The sequence below is a fragment of the Pseudomonas sp. 2FG genome, from assembly GCF_005502935.1.
Classification (GTDB): Bacteria; Pseudomonadota; Gammaproteobacteria; order Pseudomonadales; family Pseudomonadaceae; genus Aquipseudomonas.
In genome coordinates, this window is record NZ_SCMP01000001.1 from 43568 (window position 1) to 61756 (window position 18189).

Annotated in this window: 14 protein-coding genes and 4 tRNA genes; 6 read left to right on the forward strand and 12 right to left on the reverse strand. The window is 58.3% G+C overall.

All coding sequences use genetic code 11. The features are described from left to right. Position 1 precedes the first annotated feature (1 nt). Genes FFS13_RS00200 through fabI form a run of 3 tightly spaced genes read left to right on the forward strand, consistent with a single transcriptional unit; the run spans position 2 to position 3480 of the window. Positions 2 to 1033: an ABC transporter permease gene (locus tag FFS13_RS00200; RefSeq protein WP_137817121.1), complete on the forward strand. Its 1032-nt coding sequence runs from the start codon at positions 2 to 4 to the stop codon at positions 1031 to 1033. A 1-nt stretch (position 1034) separates the two neighbouring features. Continuing rightward, on the forward strand, positions 1035 to 2657 hold the full coding sequence (locus tag FFS13_RS00205) for an ABC transporter ATP-binding protein (RefSeq protein WP_171006381.1): 1623 nt from the start codon (positions 1035 to 1037) through the stop codon (positions 2655 to 2657). A gap of 28 nt (positions 2658 to 2685) precedes the next feature. Beyond that, positions 2686 to 3480, forward strand: a complete 795-nt coding sequence (fabI, locus tag FFS13_RS00210; RefSeq protein WP_137817122.1) for an enoyl-ACP reductase FabI — start codon at positions 2686 to 2688, stop codon at positions 3478 to 3480. 64 nt (positions 3481 to 3544) lie between these two features. On the opposite strand, the gene FFS13_RS00215 is transcribed toward fabI, so the two are convergent. The 10 genes from FFS13_RS00215 to FFS13_RS00260 all read right to left on the reverse strand — a co-directional run bounded on the left by FFS13_RS00215 (position 3545) and on the right by FFS13_RS00260 (position 12494). Continuing rightward, positions 3545 to 5419: a SurA N-terminal domain-containing protein gene (locus FFS13_RS00215; protein WP_137817123.1), complete on the reverse strand. Its 1875-nt coding sequence runs from the start codon at positions 5417 to 5419 to the stop codon at positions 3545 to 3547. A gap of 99 nt (positions 5420 to 5518) precedes the next feature. Further along, positions 5519 to 5595, reverse strand: a tRNA-Asp gene (locus FFS13_RS00220). A 53-nt stretch (positions 5596 to 5648) separates the two neighbouring features. Next, positions 5649 to 5921, reverse strand: a complete 273-nt coding sequence (hupB, locus tag FFS13_RS00225; RefSeq protein ID WP_003239952.1) for a nucleoid-associated protein HU-beta — start codon at positions 5919 to 5921, stop codon at positions 5649 to 5651. 136 nt (positions 5922 to 6057) lie between these two features. Continuing rightward, positions 6058 to 8454 (reverse strand): endopeptidase La, encoded by a 2397-nt coding sequence (gene lon / locus FFS13_RS00230; protein WP_137817124.1) that lies wholly within the window; start codon positions 8452 to 8454, stop codon positions 6058 to 6060. A 148-nt stretch (positions 8455 to 8602) separates the two neighbouring features. After that, the gene (gene clpX / locus FFS13_RS00235) at positions 8603 to 9883 is read right to left on the reverse strand and encodes an ATP-dependent Clp protease ATP-binding subunit ClpX (protein ID WP_137817125.1); all 1281 of its coding nucleotides are present in this window, start codon (positions 9881 to 9883) and stop codon (positions 8603 to 8605) included. Positions 9884 to 9990: 107 nt separating this feature from the next. Next, complete coding sequence (clpP, locus tag FFS13_RS00240; protein ID WP_137817126.1) at positions 9991 to 10632, reverse strand: ATP-dependent Clp endopeptidase proteolytic subunit ClpP; 642 nt, start codon at positions 10630 to 10632, stop codon at positions 9991 to 9993. A 91-nt stretch (positions 10633 to 10723) separates the two neighbouring features. Continuing rightward, complete coding sequence (tig, locus tag FFS13_RS00245; protein ID WP_137817127.1) at positions 10724 to 12034, reverse strand: trigger factor; 1311 nt, start codon at positions 12032 to 12034, stop codon at positions 10724 to 10726. A gap of 135 nt (positions 12035 to 12169) precedes the next feature. After that, positions 12170 to 12254, reverse strand: a tRNA-Leu gene (locus tag FFS13_RS00250). Positions 12255 to 12310: 56 nt separating this feature from the next. Continuing rightward, a tRNA-His gene (locus FFS13_RS00255) sits at positions 12311 to 12386 on the reverse strand. 31 nt (positions 12387 to 12417) lie between these two features. Beyond that, a tRNA-Arg gene (locus tag FFS13_RS00260) sits at positions 12418 to 12494 on the reverse strand. A 187-nt stretch (positions 12495 to 12681) separates the two neighbouring features. Between FFS13_RS00260 and folD the strand changes: the two genes are divergently transcribed. Then, a complete protein-coding gene (gene folD, locus FFS13_RS00265) occupies positions 12682 to 13536 on the forward strand; it encodes a bifunctional methylenetetrahydrofolate dehydrogenase/methenyltetrahydrofolate cyclohydrolase FolD (RefSeq protein WP_137817128.1) in 855 nt (284 codons plus the stop codon). 55 nt (positions 13537 to 13591) lie between these two features. Here folD and cysS read toward each other — a convergent pair whose 3' ends face one another. Next, the gene (gene cysS / locus FFS13_RS00270) at positions 13592 to 14974 is read right to left on the reverse strand and encodes a cysteine--tRNA ligase (protein WP_171006382.1); all 1383 of its coding nucleotides are present in this window, start codon (positions 14972 to 14974) and stop codon (positions 13592 to 13594) included. A gap of 75 nt (positions 14975 to 15049) precedes the next feature. Beyond that, positions 15050 to 16756 (reverse strand): glutamine--tRNA ligase/YqeY domain fusion protein, encoded by a 1707-nt coding sequence (locus FFS13_RS00275; RefSeq protein WP_137817130.1) that lies wholly within the window; start codon positions 16754 to 16756, stop codon positions 15050 to 15052. A 121-nt stretch (positions 16757 to 16877) separates the two neighbouring features. Here FFS13_RS00275 and FFS13_RS00280 point away from each other — a divergent pair, with 121 nt between their 5' ends. Both FFS13_RS00280 and lpxH read left to right on the forward strand, forming a co-directional pair. Next, complete coding sequence (locus tag FFS13_RS00280) at positions 16878 to 17375, forward strand: peptidylprolyl isomerase (protein WP_137817131.1); 498 nt, start codon at positions 16878 to 16880, stop codon at positions 17373 to 17375. Positions 17376 to 17380: 5 nt separating this feature from the next. Continuing rightward, the gene (gene lpxH / locus FFS13_RS00285; protein ID WP_171006383.1) at positions 17381 to 18106 is read left to right on the forward strand and encodes a UDP-2,3-diacylglucosamine diphosphatase; all 726 of its coding nucleotides are present in this window, start codon (positions 17381 to 17383) and stop codon (positions 18104 to 18106) included. Positions 18107 to 18189 lie beyond the last annotated feature (83 nt).

Below are 18189 nucleotides of genomic sequence, written 5' to 3' on the forward strand. Positions count from 1 at the left end.
GATGGCCATCACGCTCAAGCTGTCTCCACTCAATCAACGCCGCTTCGCACGCCTCAAGGCCCACAAGCGCGGCTGGTGGTCACTCTGGCTGTTCCTCGGACTGTTTGTCCTCAGCCTCGGTGCCGAGCTGATCGCCAACGACAAACCGCTGGCGGTGCATTACGCCGGCGAGTGGTACTTCCCGGTCCTCAAGCGCTACCCGGAGACCGCTTTCGGTGGCGAATTCCCGCTGGAAGCCAACTACAAGAGCCCGTATATCAGTGAGCTGATCGCCGAGAAGGACGGCTGGATCCTGTGGCCGCCGATCCCCTTCGGCTATTCGAGCATCAATTACGACTTGAAGGTGCCGGCCCCGGCGCCACCCTCGGCACAGAACCTGCTGGGCACCGACGATCAAGGCCGCGACGTGCTCGCCCGGGTGATCTACGGCTTCCGTATCTCGGTGCTGTTCGCCCTCACGCTGACCCTCCTCAGCTCGATCATCGGCGTGATTGCCGGCGCCCTGCAGGGCTTCTATGGCGGCTGGGTCGACCTGCTCGGCCAGCGCTTCCTCGAAGTCTGGTCGGGGCTGCCGGTGCTTTATCTGCTGATCATCCTCGCCAGCTTCGTGCAGCCGAACTTCTGGTGGCTGCTGGGCATCATGCTGCTGTTCTCCTGGATGAGCCTGGTCGATGTGGTACGCGCCGAGTTCCTCCGTGGGCGCAACCTGGAATATGTCCGTGCGGCCCGCGCGCTAGGGATGCAGAACGGCGCCATCATGTTCCGGCACATCCTGCCGAACGCCATGATCTCGACCATGACCTTTATGCCGTTCATCCTCACCGGCGCCATCGGCACCCTGACCGCCCTGGATTTCCTTGGCTTCGGTCTGCCCCCCGGCTCGCCCTCGCTGGGCGAATTGGTCGCCCAGGGCAAATCCAATATGCAGGCTCCCTGGCTGGGGATCAGCGCCTTTGCCGTGCTGGGACTGATGCTGACCTTATTGGTGTTTATCGGCGAGGCCGCACGCGATGCCTTCGACCCGAGGAAATAAGATGGCCGAGAATCTGCGAGCCGAAAATTTGATTGAAGTGCGCGATCTGGCCGTCGAGTTCGTCATGGGCGAGGACGTGCAGCGGGTGGTGGAAGGCGTTAGCTTCGATATTCGTCGCGGCGAAACCCTGGCGCTGGTCGGCGAGAGTGGCTCGGGCAAGTCGGTCACCGCCCATTCGATCCTGCGCTTACTGCCCTACCCGCTGGCCCGTCACCCTGCCGGCAGCATCCACTACGCCGGTGACGACCTGCTCAAGCTCAACGAGAACAAGCTTCGCGGCATTCGTGGCAACCGCATCGCCATGATCTTTCAAGAGCCGATGACCTCGCTCAATCCACTGCATAGCATCGAGAAGCAGGTCAACGAGGTGCTCGCCCTGCACAAGGGCCTGAGCGGCAAGGCCGCCACCAAGCGCACCCTGGAGCTGCTGGAGCTGGTCGGCATTCCTGAGCCACACAAGCGCCTCATGGCCTTCCCCCACGAGCTCTCAGGCGGTCAACGGCAACGCGTGATGATCGCCATGGCCCTGGCCAACGAGCCGGAACTGCTGATTGCCGATGAGCCGACTACTGCGCTGGACGTCACCGTGCAGTTGAAAATCCTCGAACTGCTCAAGCAATTGCAGGCCCGTCTGGGCATGGCACTGCTGTTAATCACCCACGACCTCAATCTGGTCAGGCGAATTGCGCATCGGGTATGTGTCATGCAGCGCGGTCGGATCGTCGAACAGGCGTCATGTGACGAACTGTTCCATGCGCCACAGCATCCCTATACCCAGGAATTGCTTGGCGCCGAGCCCAGCGGCGGGCCTGCAGCCAACCCTGCCGGCGCACCACTGTTAGAAGTCGATGACCTGCGGGTGTGGTTCCCGATCAAGAAAGGGCTACTGCGCCGCACAGTCGATTACGTGAAGGCGGTGGACGGCATCAATTTCAGCCTGCCTCAGGGCCAAACCCTGGGCATCGTCGGTGAAAGCGGTTCTGGTAAATCCACCCTGGGCTTGGCCATCTTGCGGCTGCTTGGCAGTCAGGGCGCCATCCGCTTTCAGGGCCAGACCTTGAACGGTCTGTCGCAGCACGAGGTTCGCCCACTACGGCGGCAGATGCAGGTGGTGTTCCAGGACCCCTTCGGCAGCCTCAGCCCACGCATGTCGGTGGGCCAAATTGTCGGAGAAGGATTGCGCATCCATAAGATGGGCACTGAAACTGAGCAGGAACAGGCAATAATCGACGCGCTCCTGGAGGTGGGTCTGGATCCGGAAACCCGGCACCGCTACCCCCATGAGTTTTCCGGCGGGCAACGGCAGCGGATTGCCATTGCTCGAGCACTGGTGCTGAAACCGGCGCTGATCTTGCTGGACGAACCTACTTCGGCGCTCGACCGCACGGTCCAGCGCCAGGTGGTGGAGCTACTGCGATCCTTGCAGAGCAAGTACAACCTGACTTACCTGTTCATCAGCCATGACTTGGCGGTGGTCAAGGCGCTCAGCCACCACTTGATGGTGGTCAAGCAGGGTCAGGTAGTTGAACAGGGGCCGGCAGAGGCTATCTTCGCCGCGCCACAGCACATTTATACACAGCAGTTGCTGGAAGCCGCTTTTATGGCGCCAGTGGCTGCCGATTAATCCTTGAAAGCAGGAAGAGGAATAACACATGGGTTTTCTCGCCGGTAAGCGCGTACTGATCGTCGGTGTCGCCAGTAAACTGTCCATCGCATCCGGCATCGCTGCCGCCATGCATCGCGAGGGCGCAGAACTCGCCTTCACCTACCAGAACGACAAACTCAAAGGTCGTGTCGAAGAGTTCGCCGCAGGCTGGGGTTCCAGCGCCGAGCTGTGCTTCCCCTGTGACGTGGCCAGCGACGAAGAGATCGCCAAGGTCTTCGAAGCACTGAGCAAGAAGTGGGACGGCCTGGACGTCATCGTCCACTCGGTCGGTTTCGCCCCAGGCGACCAACTGAACGGCGACTTCACCGAAGTCACCACCCGTGAGGGCTTTCGCATCGCTCACGACATCAGCGCCTACAGCTTCGTCGCCCTGGCCAAGGCCGGCCGCGAAATGATGAAAGGCCGCAACGGCAGCCTGCTGACCCTGTCCTACCTGGGCGCCGAGCGCACCATGCCGAACTACAACGTCATGGGCATGGCCAAAGCCAGCCTGGAAGCCGGTGTACGCTACCTGGCCGGCAGCCTTGGCCCGGAAGGCACCCGCGTCAACGCCGTCTCGGCCGGCCCGATCCGCACCCTGGCTGCTTCCGGCATCAAGAGCTTCCGCAAGATGCTCGCCGCCAACGAGGCGCAGACTCCGATGCGCCGTAACGTGACCATCGAAGAAGTCGGCAATGCCGGCGCCTTCCTCTGCTCTGACCTGGCGTCGGGCATCAGCGGCGAAATCATGTACGTGGACGGTGGCTTCAACACCACCGCCATGGGCACTATCGAAGACTGATAAACGCTGCAAACGAAAAAGGCCGCTCAGTGAGCGGCCTTTTTCTTGGGCAACGAACGCGCGCTTAGAAGCGTTCGATCTTCGCCTTGGCTTCCAGCTGGCTGCGGAAGGCAGCGAAATCCTGCTGGCCACTGCGCGAAGCCAGGAAGCGGCGATACATGCCCTTCTCCTCGTCGCTCAAGGCCTCTTCCGGCTCACTGATACCCTTGAGTTGCAATACCACGTAATCACCATTGCCCAGCGTCACACCGGCAAAGTTGGGCTTGTCGGCGCCCTCGGGTTTCGGCATGCGGAACAGCGCTTGCAGCACGACAGGCTCAACGCCCTCCTGGCTGCGCGTCGCCGCTTCCACGACCTTCCAGGCCTGACCGTCCTGGGCCTGCGCCACCGGCGTTTTACCGTCGCGCAAACCGCTGAGCAAGGCCTGACCCTTGGTTTCGACCGCCTCACTCGCACGCACCTTAGCCAAGTGCTCGCGAATACTGGCGGCAACCTGCTCGAGCGGCAACTGTTGAGGCTTTTTGTGCTCTTTGGCGCGCAAGATCACCACCGTATCGGGATCTAGCTCGATAGCCCCACTATTGGCGCCCTCTTCCAGCACTTCAGGGCTGAACGCCGCCTGAATGACCTGGCGGTTAGCCGTCAGACCTTCGCCCCCCTCACGACCGAAAGCTGCGCTGGTCTTGACTACCAGCCCTTGCTCTTGCGCAGGCTGTGCCAGGTCGGAGGCCTCGAATGCAGAGTCTTCCAACTCCTTGGTCACTTCGACAAAGCGCTGCTCAACTTGCTGCGCTTTCAGCTCACGCGCCAGCTTATCTTTCAAACTGGCGAAGCTCGGGACTTCCGGAGCCTGCACGCCCAGCAGCCTGATCAGATGCCAGCCGTATGTGCTGCGCACTGGAGCGGATACTTCGTTCTTCTGCAAGGCATAGAGTGCCTCTTCGAAGGCTGGATCGTAGACGCCCGGGCCGGCATAACCCAGGTCACCGCCATTGGCGGCAGAGCCCGGATCTTGGGAGAACTCTTTGGCCAGCGCCGCGAAATCCTCACCTTGGGCCAGACGCTTTTTAACTTCTTCGATCTTCGCCTTGGCCTGCTCGTCACTCTGCTTATCGTTGACCTCAACGAGGATGTGCGCAGCTTGACGCTGCTCAGCCAGGTTGGAAATTTCCTTCTGATAGAGCGCCTGCAGGTCTTCGTCTTTGACTTCAACCTTGTCGAAGAAGGCCTCCTTTTTCAGCTCAATGTAGTCGAGCACCACTTGCTCGGGGCTCATGAACTGGTTGGCGTTCTCGTCGTAGTAGGCCTTGATCTCATCATCGGTGAGCTTCACCGCTTCGGCATCAGCCTTGAGGGTCAGGGTAGCGAAATCGCGGGTCTGCTTCTCTAGGCGGGCAAAGGCCAGAACTTCATCGTCGGTCACGAAACCGCTACCAGCCAGGCCGGCACGCAGTTGGCCGATCAGCATTTCCTGCTCGAGCATCTGGCGGAACTGCAGACGGGTATGGCCCATCTGGCGAATGACTTGGTCGAAGCGATCCGAGCTGAACTTGCCATCCACCTGAAACTCCGGCGTTTGCAGAATCAGTTGATCGATAGCCGCTTGCGAGAAGGCAAAATCTGAATTTTTAGCACCTTGCAGCAACAGCTTACGGTCAATCAGCCCCTTGAGGGCCGCTTCGCGTAATAACTTGTCGTCAAGCAACGAGGCATCAAAATCTTTACCAAGCTTTTGCATCAACTGACGGCGTTGCATTTCCACCGCCTGACTCAGCTCGTTCTGGCTGATTTCTTCGCCATTAACGTCGGCGGCACTCTGGCGGTTACCCGTGGCATTGAAGATAGCGTCGAAGCCCGTCAGCGCCATCAAGGCGACGATGACACCGATAATGGTCTTGGCAATCCAGCCTTGTGAATTGTCCCTGATGTTCTGCAGCATGCGTCCCCCAGAAACGACCGTACTGAAATAAGCGGCCGTGGCGCGTGGGTAGAATCCGGATAGAAGAAAGGCGCACCCGAGGATGCGCCTTCTCGTAACTGGCGGAGCGGACGGGACTCGAACCCGCGACCCCCGGCGTGACAGGCCGGTATTCTAACCGACTGAACTACCGCTCCGCTGCCTGATCAGGAGTGACCCTGACCTGGATGGGCAAAGGCCCAAAAGACGCTTAGTTAACGGCGTCTTTCAGAGCTTTACCAGCTTTGAAACCTGGGATCTTAGCAGCAGCAATGCTGATCGGCTTACCAGTCTGCGGATTGCGGCCAGTGCGAGCTGCACGCTCTTTAACAGCAAAGGTACCGAAGCCAACCAGTACTACAGAATCACCAGCCTTCAGAGCGCCAGTGACGGATTCGATTACTGCGTCCAGCGCACGGCCGGCGACAGCTTTCGGGATATCAGCAGATGCGGCGATAGCATCAATCAGTTCCGACTTGTTCACTCTAAGTCCCCTTATTTCTGTTTGAGTTTATTTCTTAATTTTGGGTGAAAGCAAAGCGGGTGCTGGGTGGCCTGCTGACACAAGAAGAGCCGCTTTATAACAAGGGCTCTAAAAATGTGTCAAGGAAGCCCCCCGGCTAATGCGTGCTAATTCGCTCCTTGGAATCAGTCTCGCGCTTGTCATCCTTTGCAACCATCTCTGGAGCCGCATCAGGCAAGGGCTCCGGGGCGTATTGCAGCGCAATTTGCAGGACCTCGTCAATCCATTTAACCGGTTTAATCTGCAGGTCTTGCTTAATATTTTCTGGAATTTCTTTCAGATCGCGCACGTTTTCTTCCGGAATAATCACGATCTTGATTCCACCGCGATGCGCCGCCAGCAGTTTTTCTTTTAAGCCGCCGATAGCCAGAACTTGGCCGCGAAGAGTGATCTCACCGGTCATGGCCACATCTGCACGCACAGGTATCTGCGTTAACGCTGAAACCAGGGCCGTGCACATGCCTACGCCTGCGCTGGGCCCATCTTTTGGCGTTGCGCCTTCGGGCATATGGATATGGATGTCACGCTTCTCATGGAAGTCCAGGGCGACTCCCAGACTTTTCGCCCGGCTACGCACAACAGTGAGCGCGGCGGTGATGGATTCAACCATGACATCACCCAGCGAACCGGTCTTGATCAGCTGTCCTTTACCCGGCACAACAGCCGCTTCGATGGTCAACAACTCACCACCTACCTGGGTCCACGCCAAACCAGTAACCTGGCCAATTTGGTCTTGTTGCTCGGCCAATCCATAGCGATATTTGCTCACGCCGAGGAAGTGCTCCAGCGAATCAGCCGTTACCAACACCTTGAAACGCTTCTCGCGGACGTGCTCCTTGACCGCCTTACGACAAACCTTAGCGATCTGCCGCTCGAGACTACGCACCCCCGCTTCACGGGTGTAGTAGCGAATCATGTCGCGGATTGCCGCATCCTCAAATTCCAGTTCACCCTTTTTCAGGCCATTGGCCTGTGTCTGCTTGGGCGCCAGATATTTGACCGCGATATTGATCTTCTCGTCTTCGGTGTAGCCCGGCAGACGGATCACCTCCATACGATCCAGCAAAGGGGCGGGAATATTCATGGAGTTTGCAGTGCAAAGGAACATCACATCCGAGAGGTCGTAATCAACTTCCAGATAATGGTCATTGAAATTGTGATTCTGCTCAGGATCGAGCACCTCCAACAATGCCGAAGCGGGATCGCCACGCATGTCTTGGCCCATTTTGTCGATCTCATCGAGCAAAAAGAGCGGGTTGCGAACACCAACCTTGGTCATCTTTTGAATCAAACGACCCGGCATGGAACCGATATAAGTACGCCGATGACCGCGAATTTCCGCTTCGTCACGCACGCCACCCAAGGCCATGCGTACGAACTTACGATTGGTGGCATGGGCGATCGACTCAGCCAGCGAAGTCTTACCAACACCTGGTGGACCCACCAAGCACAGCACCGGGCCTTTGACTTTCTTTACCCGCTTCTGCACGGCGAGATATTCGAGAATGCGCTCCTTAACCTCCTCCAGGCCATAGTGATCGGCATCGAGGATGTCCTCAGCCTTAGCCAGGTCAAGACGCACCTTGCTTTCGGCCTTCCACGGCACATTTACCAGCCAATCGATATAAGACCGCACCACGGTCGCCTCAGCAGACATCGGCGACATCTGCTTGAGCTTATTCAATTCGGCCTGCGCCTTGGTGTACGCTTCTTTGGTCAAGCCGGCGTCTTCGATGCGCTTTTTCAGCTCGTCGAGTTCGTTATGCCCCTCTTCGCTATCACCCAACTCTTTCTGAATGGCCTTCATCTGCTCATTCAGGTAGTACTCGCGCTGACTGCGCTCCATCTGTTTCTTCACACGGCCGCGGATGCGCTTCTCAACCTGCAACAGGTCAATCTCCGCATCCAACAATGCCAGCACATGCTCGACCCGCAGCGACAAATCGGTGATTTCCAGAATTTCCTGCTTCTGCTCGATTTTCAGCGCCATATGCGCCGCCATAGTATCGACCAGGCGACTTGGCTCATCGATACTGTTCAGCGAGGAGAGCACCTCGGCTGGCACCTTCTTCCCCAACTGCACATACTGCTCAAATTGACTGAGCAAGCTACGGGTAAAGACCTCCGACTCACGCTCAGCTGCGTCAACTTCCTCAATCAGCGCAACCTCGGCGCGGCAATGGCCGTCCACTTCGATAAAGCGCTCGATGGAACCGCGCTGCTCGCCCTCCACCAGGACCTTGACGGTACCATCCGGCAGCTTCAACAACTGCAGCACGGTAGCAACGGTCCCGACACGGTACAACGCATCCTCAACCGGGTCGTCGTCGGCCGGATTTTTCTGCGCAAGCAGAAGAATCTGCTTATCGCCAGTCATTGCGGCTTCCAGGGCTTCGATAGATTTCTCACGCCCCACGAATAGCGGGATAACCATGTGTGGGTAGACCACAACATCGCGCAACGGCAAGAGAGGCAATTCGACGGTTGTCTTCATGATTTCGGCTCTACGGCGGCCATTCGGCCGTAAACAGATGGGAATACCCTTGGCCCTAAGATGGGGGCAGCCCTGAGAAAAAACAAGCACTGCAGCAGGAAATACAAAGGGGCCCGTAGGCCCCTTTGCACTCAAGTCACAGAGTTGATCACGCCTCAGGCACCGCCTTGGCTGGCGGCTCGCTGTTTTCGTAAATCAGTAGCGGCTTGGACGTGCCGGCGATAACGCTCTCATCGATCACCACCTTGCTAACCTCGGACTGCGAGGGAATCTCGTACATGGTGTCGAGCAACACGCCTTCAAGGATCGAACGCAGCCCGCGAGCACCAGTCTTACGCTCCAGCGCACGATGAGCCACAGACTTCAGCGCATCCGGACGAAACTCCAGATCTACGCCTTCCATCTCGAACAGCTTGGCGTACTGCTTGGTCAGAGCGTTCTTCGGCTCGGTAAGGATCTGCATCAATGCAGCCTCATCCAGCTCATCGAGAGTCGCGATGACCGGCAAGCGACCAACGAACTCCGGAATCAGACCAAACTTCACCAGGTCATCAGGCTCGACCTGACGCAAGGATTCGCCCACTTTTTTACCCAGATCGATGCTGCGCACCTCGGCATTGAAGCCGATGCCACCCTTGGTTGAGCGGCCCTGGATGACTTTTTCCAGCCCAGAGAATGCACCACCGCAGATAAACAGAATGTTGCGCGTATCAACCTGCAGGAATTCCTGCTGCGGATGCTTGCGTCCACCTTGCGGTGGAACCGAGGCTACAGTGCCCTCGATCAACTTCAACAAAGCCTGCTGCACGCCCTCGCCCGATACATCACGGGTGATTGAGGGGTTATCCGATTTACGCGAAATCTTGTCGATTTCGTCGATGTAGACAATGCCCATTTGGGCCTTCTCAACATCGTAATCGCACTTCTGCAACAGTTTCTGAATGATGTTCTCGACATCCTCACCGACATAACCCGCTTCAGTCAGCGTGGTGGCATCAGCGATCGTGAACGGTACGTTCAGCAAGCGCGCCAAAGTCTCGGCCAGTAGGGTTTTACCCGAGCCAGTCGGGCCTATCAGCAGAATGTTGCTCTTGCCCAGCTCGACATCGTCTTTCTTGTCGCGCTGGTTGAGACGCTTGTAGTGGTTGTATACCGCTACCGCCAAAACCTTTTTCGCCCGCTCCTGACCAATCACGTACTGATCGAGGATGGTGCTGATTTCCTTAGGCGCAGGAAGTTTATGCGCGCTGCTCTCGGCCTGGGCTTCTTGCACCTCCTCACGGATGATGTCGTTGCACAGGTCGACGCACTCGTCGCAGATGAAGACCGAGGGGCCGGCAATTAATTTGCGCACTTCGTGCTGGCTTTTGCCGCAGAAGGAGCAATAAAGCAACTTGCCGTTGTCCTCGCCGTTGCGGGTGTCAGTCATTCGATCAATCCAATCCGGTAGGCTTGAAACACAAGATGAGGGCAAATGCGGGCATTTTCAAGCCCGCAACGCGGCCGCGCATTGCAGGCCGCAACATGACTGATTATTTAGCCAGCCAACTGACGCTTGCTAAGCACCTGATCGATAAGACGATATTTGACCGCATCATCGCCGCTCATGAAATTGTCACGATCAGTGTCGCGAGCAATAACGTCGATCGGCTGACCAGTGTGATCCGCCAGAATCTTGTTCAGGCGATCACGAATGGTCAGGATCTCGCGGGCGTGGATCTCGATGTCCGACGCCTGCCCCTGGAAACCACCCAGCGGCTGGTGAATCATCATGCGCGAATGCGGCAGGCAATAGCGCTTACCTGCCGCGCCGCCCGCCAGCAACAATGCCCCCATGCTGCAGGCTTGGCCGATGCAGATGGTGGAGACATCTGGCTTGATGAATTGCATGGTGTCGTAGATCGACATGCCCGCAGTCACCGAACCACCCGGCGAGTTGATATAGAGATGAATGTCCTTGTCCGGGTTCTCCGCTTCGAGGAACAAGAGCTGCGCCGCCACCAGATTGGCCATGTAGTCTTCTACCGGGCCAATCAGGAAAATCACTCGCTCCTTCAACAGGCGCGAATAGATGTCGTAGGCGCGCTCGCCACGGGCGGACTGCTCGATCACCATGGGCACCAAGCCGCCTGCGGCCTGGATGTCGGGCATTTGCTGCATAAAAGGATTACGGGACATGTATTCCGATCGCTCCCTAGCTAGTCATGTCTCAAATACACATAAGCCAGCACGAAGGCTGGCTTATGGTTGCTCGAACTAAAGGTAGGGGTCAGGCTGCTTGCGGGGCTTCCGCCGGCTTGACCGCTTCTTCGTAAGAGACCTGCTTATCGGTCACATTGGCCTTCTGCAGAACAGTATCTACAACTTGTTCTTCCAGTACAACCGAACGCACTTCGTTCAGTTGCTGGTCGTTCTTGTAGTACCAGGACACGACTTGTTCAGGCTCTTGGTAAGCCGAGGCCATCTCTTGAATCAGCTCACGCACGCGGGCTTCGTCAGGCTTCAGTTCGAACTGCTTGACCACTTCAGCGACGATCAAACCCAACACCACACGGCGCTTGGCTTGCTCTTCGAACAGCTCAGCCGGCAGTTGATCCGGCTTGATGTTGCCGCCGAACTGCTGGACAGCCTGCACACGCAGACGATCGACTTCATTGCTCAGCAGGGCCTTCGGCACTTCGATCGGATTGCCGGCCAGCAAGCCTTCCATCACCTGGTTCTTCACCTTGGATTTGATGGCCTGGCGCAGTTCGCGCTCCATGTTCTTGCGAACTTCAGTGCGAAAGCCTTCCAGGCCGCCTTCTTTAATGCCGAACAAGGCGAAGAAGTCGTCATTCAGCTCCGGCAGCTTGGGCTCAGAGATGCTGTTGACGGTGACCGTGAACTCGGCTTCTTTACCAGCCAGATCCAGATTCTGATAATCAGCCGGGAAAGTCAGGCTGAGCACGCGCTCTTCACCGGCTTTGGCGCCGACCAGACCGGTTTCGAAACCCGGGATCATGCGATTGGAGCCCAGCACCAGCTGGGTACCCTTGGCCGAACCACCTGCGAATGCTTCGCCGTCGACCTTGCCGACGAAATCGATGTTCAACTGGTCGCCGTCCTGGGCATCACGCTCGGCTTTCTCGAAGCGAGTGTTTTGCTTGCGCAGAATTTCCAGCATGTTGTCGAGGTCCGCATCAGCCACATCAGCCTGCAGACGCTCGATAGCAATGCCTTCAAAGCCAGCGACCTGAAACTCCGGGAACACTTCGAAAGTAGCGACGTATTCCAGATCCTTGCCCTTCTCGAACACCTTCGGCTGCACCGCAGGAGCGCCGGCCGGGTTCAGCTTCTGCTCGACAATGGCTTCGTAGAAAGAGGCCTGGATCACGTTGCCCAGCGCTTCCTGACGAGCGTCAGCTTCATAACGCTGACGAATCACGCTCATCGGCACCTTGCCCGGACGGAAGCCTGGGATCTTGGCTTTAAGGGCGGTCTGTTGCAGACGCTTGTTGACTTCGGCCTCGATGCGCTCAGCCGGAACGCCAATGGTCATGCGACGCTCAAGAGCGGAAGTGTTTTCAACAGAAACTTGCATGGATATTCCTCGTTGCACAGACGTTAGCCGGCCGTTTCCGGCCCCAGAATCAAGGGCATGCATTCTAGTGGGTCAAACTGAAGAAGTCACCACACTGAGAAGCGGGCAGGAAAACGGGAGGGAAACTATATAAGGTGGTGCGGACGGAGAGACTCGAACTCTCACGCCTTGCGGCGCTGGAACCTAAATCCAGTGTGTCTACCAATTCCACCACGTCCGCGTAACAGGCTTTGAAGCAAAGACGCCAGACTTTGAGGTCTGGCGTCTTTTCGAATATGGGGTGGACGATGGGGATCGAACCCACGACAACAGGAGTCACAATCCTGTGCTCTACCAACTGAGCTACGCCCACCATATTGCGTTACTTGTGCCAAACAGCCTATTGGCGTGCCCGGCAGGACTCGAACCTGCGACCATCCGCTTAGAAGGCGGATGCTCTATCCAGCTGAGCTACGGGCACTTGGCTGTGCTCGACAAGCGGGGCGAATGTTATATACAGCTTTCACTGCCGTCAACAGTAAAACGTAAAAAATTCAGTGAGATAAAGGAGTTACGGGAAATTGCTGACCAGCCGCCTTTGCCCGCCCGGCTTGTCATGCGAGAATGCGCGTCCTTTTTCAATCATTTCCGATGGTTAACCAAGCGTCATGACCGCACAACTAATCGACGGCAAAGCGATCGCCGCTAGCCTGCGCCAGCAGATCGCCCAACGTGTCGCCGAGCGTCGCCAGCAGGGCCTTCGCACCCCTGGCCTGGCGGTGATCCTGGTAGGCAGCGACCCCGCCTCTCAGGTGTATGTCTCGCACAAACGCAAAGACTGTGAAGAAGTCGGTTTCCTGTCCCGGGCCTACGATCTGCCGGCCAGCACCAGCCAGACTGAGCTGCGCGACCTGATCGACAGCCTTAATGATGACCCGAGCATCGACGGCATCCTGGTTCAACTACCACTACCGGAACACCTGGACGCCTCGTTGCTGCTGGAGCGCATTCGCCCGGATAAAGATGTCGACGGCTTTCACCCTTACAACATCGGCCGCTTGGCACAACGCATCCCGGTACTGCGGCCCTGCACCCCTAAAGGCATCATGACCTTGCTGGCCAGCACTGGCGCCGACCTGTACGGCATGAATGCGGTCATCGTCGGCGCCTCCAACATCGTTGGCCGACCGATGGCGATGGAGCTGCTGCTGGCGGGCTGCACCGTAACGGTCACCCATCGCTTTACTCGCGACCTGGCTGGCCATGTAGGCAATGCCGACCTGGTAGTGGTTGCCGCCGGCAAACCCGGACTGGTCAAAGGTGAGTGGATCAAACAAGGCGCTATCGTCATTGACGTTGGGATCAACCGCCAGGAAGACGGCAAGCTGGTCGGCGACGTGGTATACGAAACCGCCCTGCCTCGCGCCAGCTGGATTACCCCGGTGCCGGGCGGCGTGGGCCCGATGACTCGCGCCTGCCTGCTGGAAAACACCCTGTACGCCGCCGAACATCTACACATTTAAGCCGTGCAGACATGAGAAAGGCCGCAGAAGCGGCCTTTCTTTTTATGACGGAGAGCTACTCCGCCAAACGCCAAGTCGTCCCGCCCTTGCCATCTTCCAACACCACACCCATGGCCGTGATCTGATCACGAATCCGATCCGACTCCGTCCAGTCCTTGGCCGCGCGTGCCGCCAAGCGGGCCTGAATCAGCGCCTCGACCTGCGCCGCATCGACCTTGCCTTCGGCGCCGGCCTGCAGGAAGGCTTCGGGCTCCAGCTGCAGCACACCAAGCAGACTGGCCAGCTCCTTCAAACGCGCCGCCAACCCAGCCGCGGCGGGTAGATCGCTATCACGCAGGCGATTCACTTCACGCACCAGCTCGAACAACACCGCACAGGCTTCCGGCGAGTTGAAGTCGTCATTCATCGCCTTGGCGAAACGCTCGACGAACGCCTCACCACCAGCCGGAGCCGCGTTCGGCAGGCCTTTGAGCGAATGATAGAAGCGCTCAAGCGCGCCCTTGGCCTCTTTCAGACTGTCTTCGGAATAGTTGATCGGGCTGCGGTAGTGGCTCGAAACCAGCAAATAGCGCACGACTTCCGGGTGATATTTCTCCAGCACTTCGCGAATGGTGAAGAAATTGCCCAGCGACTTGGACATCTTCTCGCCATCCACGCGCACGGCACCGGCGTGCATCCAGGTATTGGCGTAGGACTTGCTGGTGGCCGCCTCGCTTTGGGCGATTTCGTTTTCATGGTGCGGAAACACCAGATCCGGGCCACCGCCATGAATGTCGAAGGTATCGCCCAGGCAGCAGGTCGACATCACCGAGCACTCGATATGCCAACCCGGCCGACCAGGCCCCCAAGGCGACTCCCAGCTCGGCTCGCCCGGCTTGACGCCTTTCCAGAGGACGAAGTCCAGCGGATCGTCTTTCGCTTCGTCGACCTCGATCCGCGCACCGATGCGCAGGTCTTCGATCTTCATCCGCGACAACTTGCCGTAGCCGACGAACTTGCCGACCCGGTAGTACACGTCGCCATTCCCCGGCGCGTAGGCATAGCCCTTGTCGATCAGGGTCTGGATCATCGCGTGCATGCCGGCGATATGCTCGGTGGCGCAGGGCTCCTGATCCGGACGCAGGACGCTCAGACGGGCCTCATCTTCGTGCATGGCGGCGATCATGCGGGTGGTCAGCTGATCGAAGCTTTCGCCATTTTCCTGGGCGCGCCGAATGATCTTGTCGTCGATATCGGTGATATTGCGCACATAGGCCAGCTCGTAGCCGCTGTGGCGCAACCAGCGGGCCACCACGTCGAAGGCCACCATGACCCGCGCATGGCCGATATGGCAGTAGTCGTACACGGTCATGCCGCAGACATACATGCTGACCTTATTGCCTTCGAGCGGCTTAAGGACTTCCTTGGTTTTGCTGAGCGTGTTGTAGATGGAAAGCACGATTACTTATTCCTTAGAGCTGCTCTCAAAGCCAGCGAGCGCACCTGTAAGCGCTCACCCCGACCCGACTCAGCCTTAACCCCAGGAGTCACGCAGGGTGACGGTACGGTTGAAGACCGGCTTGCCGGGCTTCGTGTCCTTCAGGTCTGCGCAGAAGTAGCCTTCGCGCTCGAACTGGAACCTATCCTCTGGCTGAGCCTGGCCGAGCGAGGGCTCGGCGCGACAGCCAGTGAGCAACTGCAGGGAGTCCGGGTTGATGTTCTCCAGGAAGCTCGCGCCCTCTTCCGCCTTCTCCGGGCTTGGCGAGCGGAACAGGCGGTCATACAGACGCACCTCGCACTCGACGCTCTCTGCCGCCGGCACCCAGTGAATCACACCTTTGACCTTGCGCCCCTCCGGGTTCTTGCCGAGGGTTTCTGGATCGTAGGAGCAACGCAGCTCAAGGATATTGCCGTCGGCGTCCTTGATCGCTTCATCCGCGCGGATCACATAACTGCCACGCAAACGCACTTCACCGGCCGGTTCCAGGCGCTTGTAGCCCTTCGGCGGCTCCTCCATGAAGTCGTCGCGATCGATGTAGATCTCCCGCGAGAACGGCAGCGCACGCACGCCCATGTCGGTTTTCGGATGGCGCGGCAGCTCGAGGTTCTCGACCTGGCCTTCCGGGTAATTGCTGATCACCACTTTCAGCGGACGCAATACACACATGGCGCGCGGGGCGCTGTGGTCGAGGTCGTCACGAATGCTGAATTCGAGCATGGCGACATCGACGATGCCGTCGGAACGGTTGGTGCCGATCATCTCGCAGAAGTTACGGATCGACGCCGCGGTATAGCCGCGCCGACGGAAACCGGACAGCGTCGACATGCGCGGGTCATCCCAGCCATTGACGTGTTTCTCGTCGACCAACTGCTTGAGCTTGCGCTTGCTGGTGACGGTGTAGCTCAGGTTGAGCCGGGAGAACTCGTATTGGCGCGGTTTGCTCGGCACCGACAGGTTATCGAGGAACCACTCGTAGAGCGGACGATGGCCCTCGAACTCCAGGGTGCAGATCGAATGGGTAATACCCTCGAGCGCATCGGACTGACCATGGGTGAAGTCGTAGTTCGGGTAGATGCACCAGGTGCCACCGGTCTGGTGGTGATGGGCGTGACGAATGCGATAAAGAATCGGGTCGCGCAGGTTCATGTTCGGCGAGGCCATATCGATCTTCGCGCGCAGCACGCGGGCACCATCCTCGAACTCACCGGCCTTCATCCGCGCAAACCAATCGAGGTTTTCTTCGACGCTACGCTCACGGAACGGGCTGTTTTTGCCCGACTCGGTCAGGTTGCCACGGTATTCACGCGCCTGATCCGGGCTCAAATCGCAGACATACGCCTTGCCAGCCTTGATCAGCTCGACGGCCCACCCATGCAATTGATCGAAATACTGCGAGGCGTAACGCACCTCGCCGGCCCACTGGAAGCCCAGCCACTTCACATCGCTTTCGATGGCGTCGATGTATTCCTGGTCTTCCTTGGCCGGGTTGGTGTCATCGAAACGCAGATTGCATTCACCCCCAAACTCTTCGGCCAGCCCGAAGTTCACGCAGATCGACTTGGCGTGACCGATGTGCAAGTAACCGTTGGGCTCCGGCGGGAAGCGCGTGACGATTTTTGTATGCTTACCGGCATCCAAATCCGCCTGAACAATCTGCCGAAGAAAGTTGGCAGGGACCGCTGGGCCCGCTTTGGGATCAACAGTGGCATCGAGAGTGGGGTCGAGAGTGGGCTTGCTCATGGGATCCTTGAACGTACTAGTGCGCAGCCAGGGTAGGCCGACTAAATCAAAGCGCTTATCATAGCCGAAGCTGTCAACCCCCTGACAGGCCTTCGATTTTCTCGACAGAGTGGATTTTCTCATGATCAAGCTGCATACCAATCACGGCGTCATCACCCTGAACCTCTTCGCTGACAAGGCCCCAGAGACCGTGGCCAACTTCGAGGAGTACGTTAAGGCTGGTCATTACGACAACACCGTATTCCACCGCGTGATCAGCAACTTCATGATCCAAGGCGGCGGTTTCGAGCCAGGCATGAAGCAGAAAACCACACGCGCCACGATCAAGAACGAAGCCAACAACGGCGTTTCCAACAAAATCGGCACCGTCGCCATGGCCCGCACCATGGAACCGCACTCGGCTTCCGCGCAGTTCTTCATCAACGTTGCCGACAACAACTTCCTCGACCACAGCGCACCGACCGTCCAAGGCTGGGGCTACACCGTGTTCGGTGAAGTGGTAGAAGGCATGGACGTGGTGAACAAGATCAAAGCCGTCGCCACCACCATGAAGTCCGGCCACCAGGACGTTCCGGTCGATGACGTGATCATCGAACGCGCAGAGATCGTTGCCGAGTAAGCCGTTTGATCAAGCTACTGATCTCCGATCTGCACCTTGAAGAACAACGCCCGGATATTACCCGGGCGTTTCTGCATTTCCTCGCCGGTCGTGCCCGTACGGCCGACGCGCTGTACATCCTCGGTGACTTCTTCGAAGCCTGGATCGGCGACGATGCCATGAGCCCCTTCCAGCGCTCGATTGCCCAGGCCCTACGCGACCTGAGCGACAGCGGCACGCGCGTTTACCTGATGCACGGCAACCGCGACTTCATGCTCGGCCAAGGCTTCTGCCGTCTGGCCGGCTGCACGCTGCTGAACGACCCATGCCTGGTCGAGTTGAACGGCGAAAGCGTGCTGCTGATGCACGGCGACAGCCTCTGCACCCAAGACGCAGCCTACATGCGTCTACGCCGCATGTTGCGCAACCCACTGACGCTCTGGGTGTTGCGCCATCTGCCGCTGACCACCCGGCACAAGCTGGCACGCAAACTACGCCAAGAAAGCCGCGCACAGACGCAGATGAAAGCCAGCGAAATCACCGACGTCAGCCCGGAAGAGGTCCCCCGAGTGATGGCCGCCCATGGGGTACGCACACTGATCCATGGCCACACCCATCGCCCCGCCACTCATCAGCTACAGGTCGACGGCAAACCTGCACGACGCATCGTCCTCGGCGATTGGGATAAGCAAGGCTGGGCGCTCCAAGTCGATGAGCAGGGTTTTCAGCAAGCGCCTTTTGCGCTGAGCTAATAGCCTGCGCCGCGATATGCCTCGCAAGCTGGCACCCTGCCACTTGACGACCCGCACTGCCACCCCCAGCATCGCCGCACCTT

Excerpts from the sequence above, each read along its gene's own strand:
- clpP (WP_137817126.1), bottom strand. The coding sequence starts at position 10,632 with ATGTCCCGTAATCCTTTTATGCAGCAAATGCCCGACATCCAGGCCGCA.
- FFS13_RS00200 (WP_137817121.1), top strand. The coding sequence starts at position 2 with ATGGCCATCACGCTCAAGCTGTCTCCACTCAATCAACGCCGCTTCGCA.
- FFS13_RS00215 (WP_137817123.1), bottom strand. The coding sequence starts at position 5,419 with ATGCTGCAGAACATCAGGGACAATTCACAAGGCTGGATTGCCAAGACC.
- FFS13_RS00275 (WP_137817130.1), bottom strand. The coding sequence starts at position 16,756 with ATGAGCAAGCCCACTCTCGACCCCACTCTCGATGCCACTGTTGATCCC.
- FFS13_RS00280 (WP_137817131.1), top strand. The coding sequence starts at position 16,878 with ATGATCAAGCTGCATACCAATCACGGCGTCATCACCCTGAACCTCTTC.
- folD (WP_137817128.1), top strand. The coding sequence starts at position 12,682 with ATGACCGCACAACTAATCGACGGCAAAGCGATCGCCGCTAGCCTGCGC.
- clpX (WP_137817125.1), bottom strand. The coding sequence starts at position 9,883 with ATGACTGACACCCGCAACGGCGAGGACAACGGCAAGTTGCTTTATTGC.
- lon (WP_137817124.1), bottom strand. The coding sequence starts at position 8,454 with ATGAAGACAACCGTCGAATTGCCTCTCTTGCCGTTGCGCGATGTTGTG.
- tig (WP_137817127.1), bottom strand. The coding sequence starts at position 12,034 with ATGCAAGTTTCTGTTGAAAACACTTCCGCTCTTGAGCGTCGCATGACC.
- fabI (WP_137817122.1), top strand. The coding sequence starts at position 2,686 with ATGGGTTTTCTCGCCGGTAAGCGCGTACTGATCGTCGGTGTCGCCAGT.
- FFS13_RS00205 (WP_171006381.1), top strand. The coding sequence starts at position 1,035 with ATGGCCGAGAATCTGCGAGCCGAAAATTTGATTGAAGTGCGCGATCTG.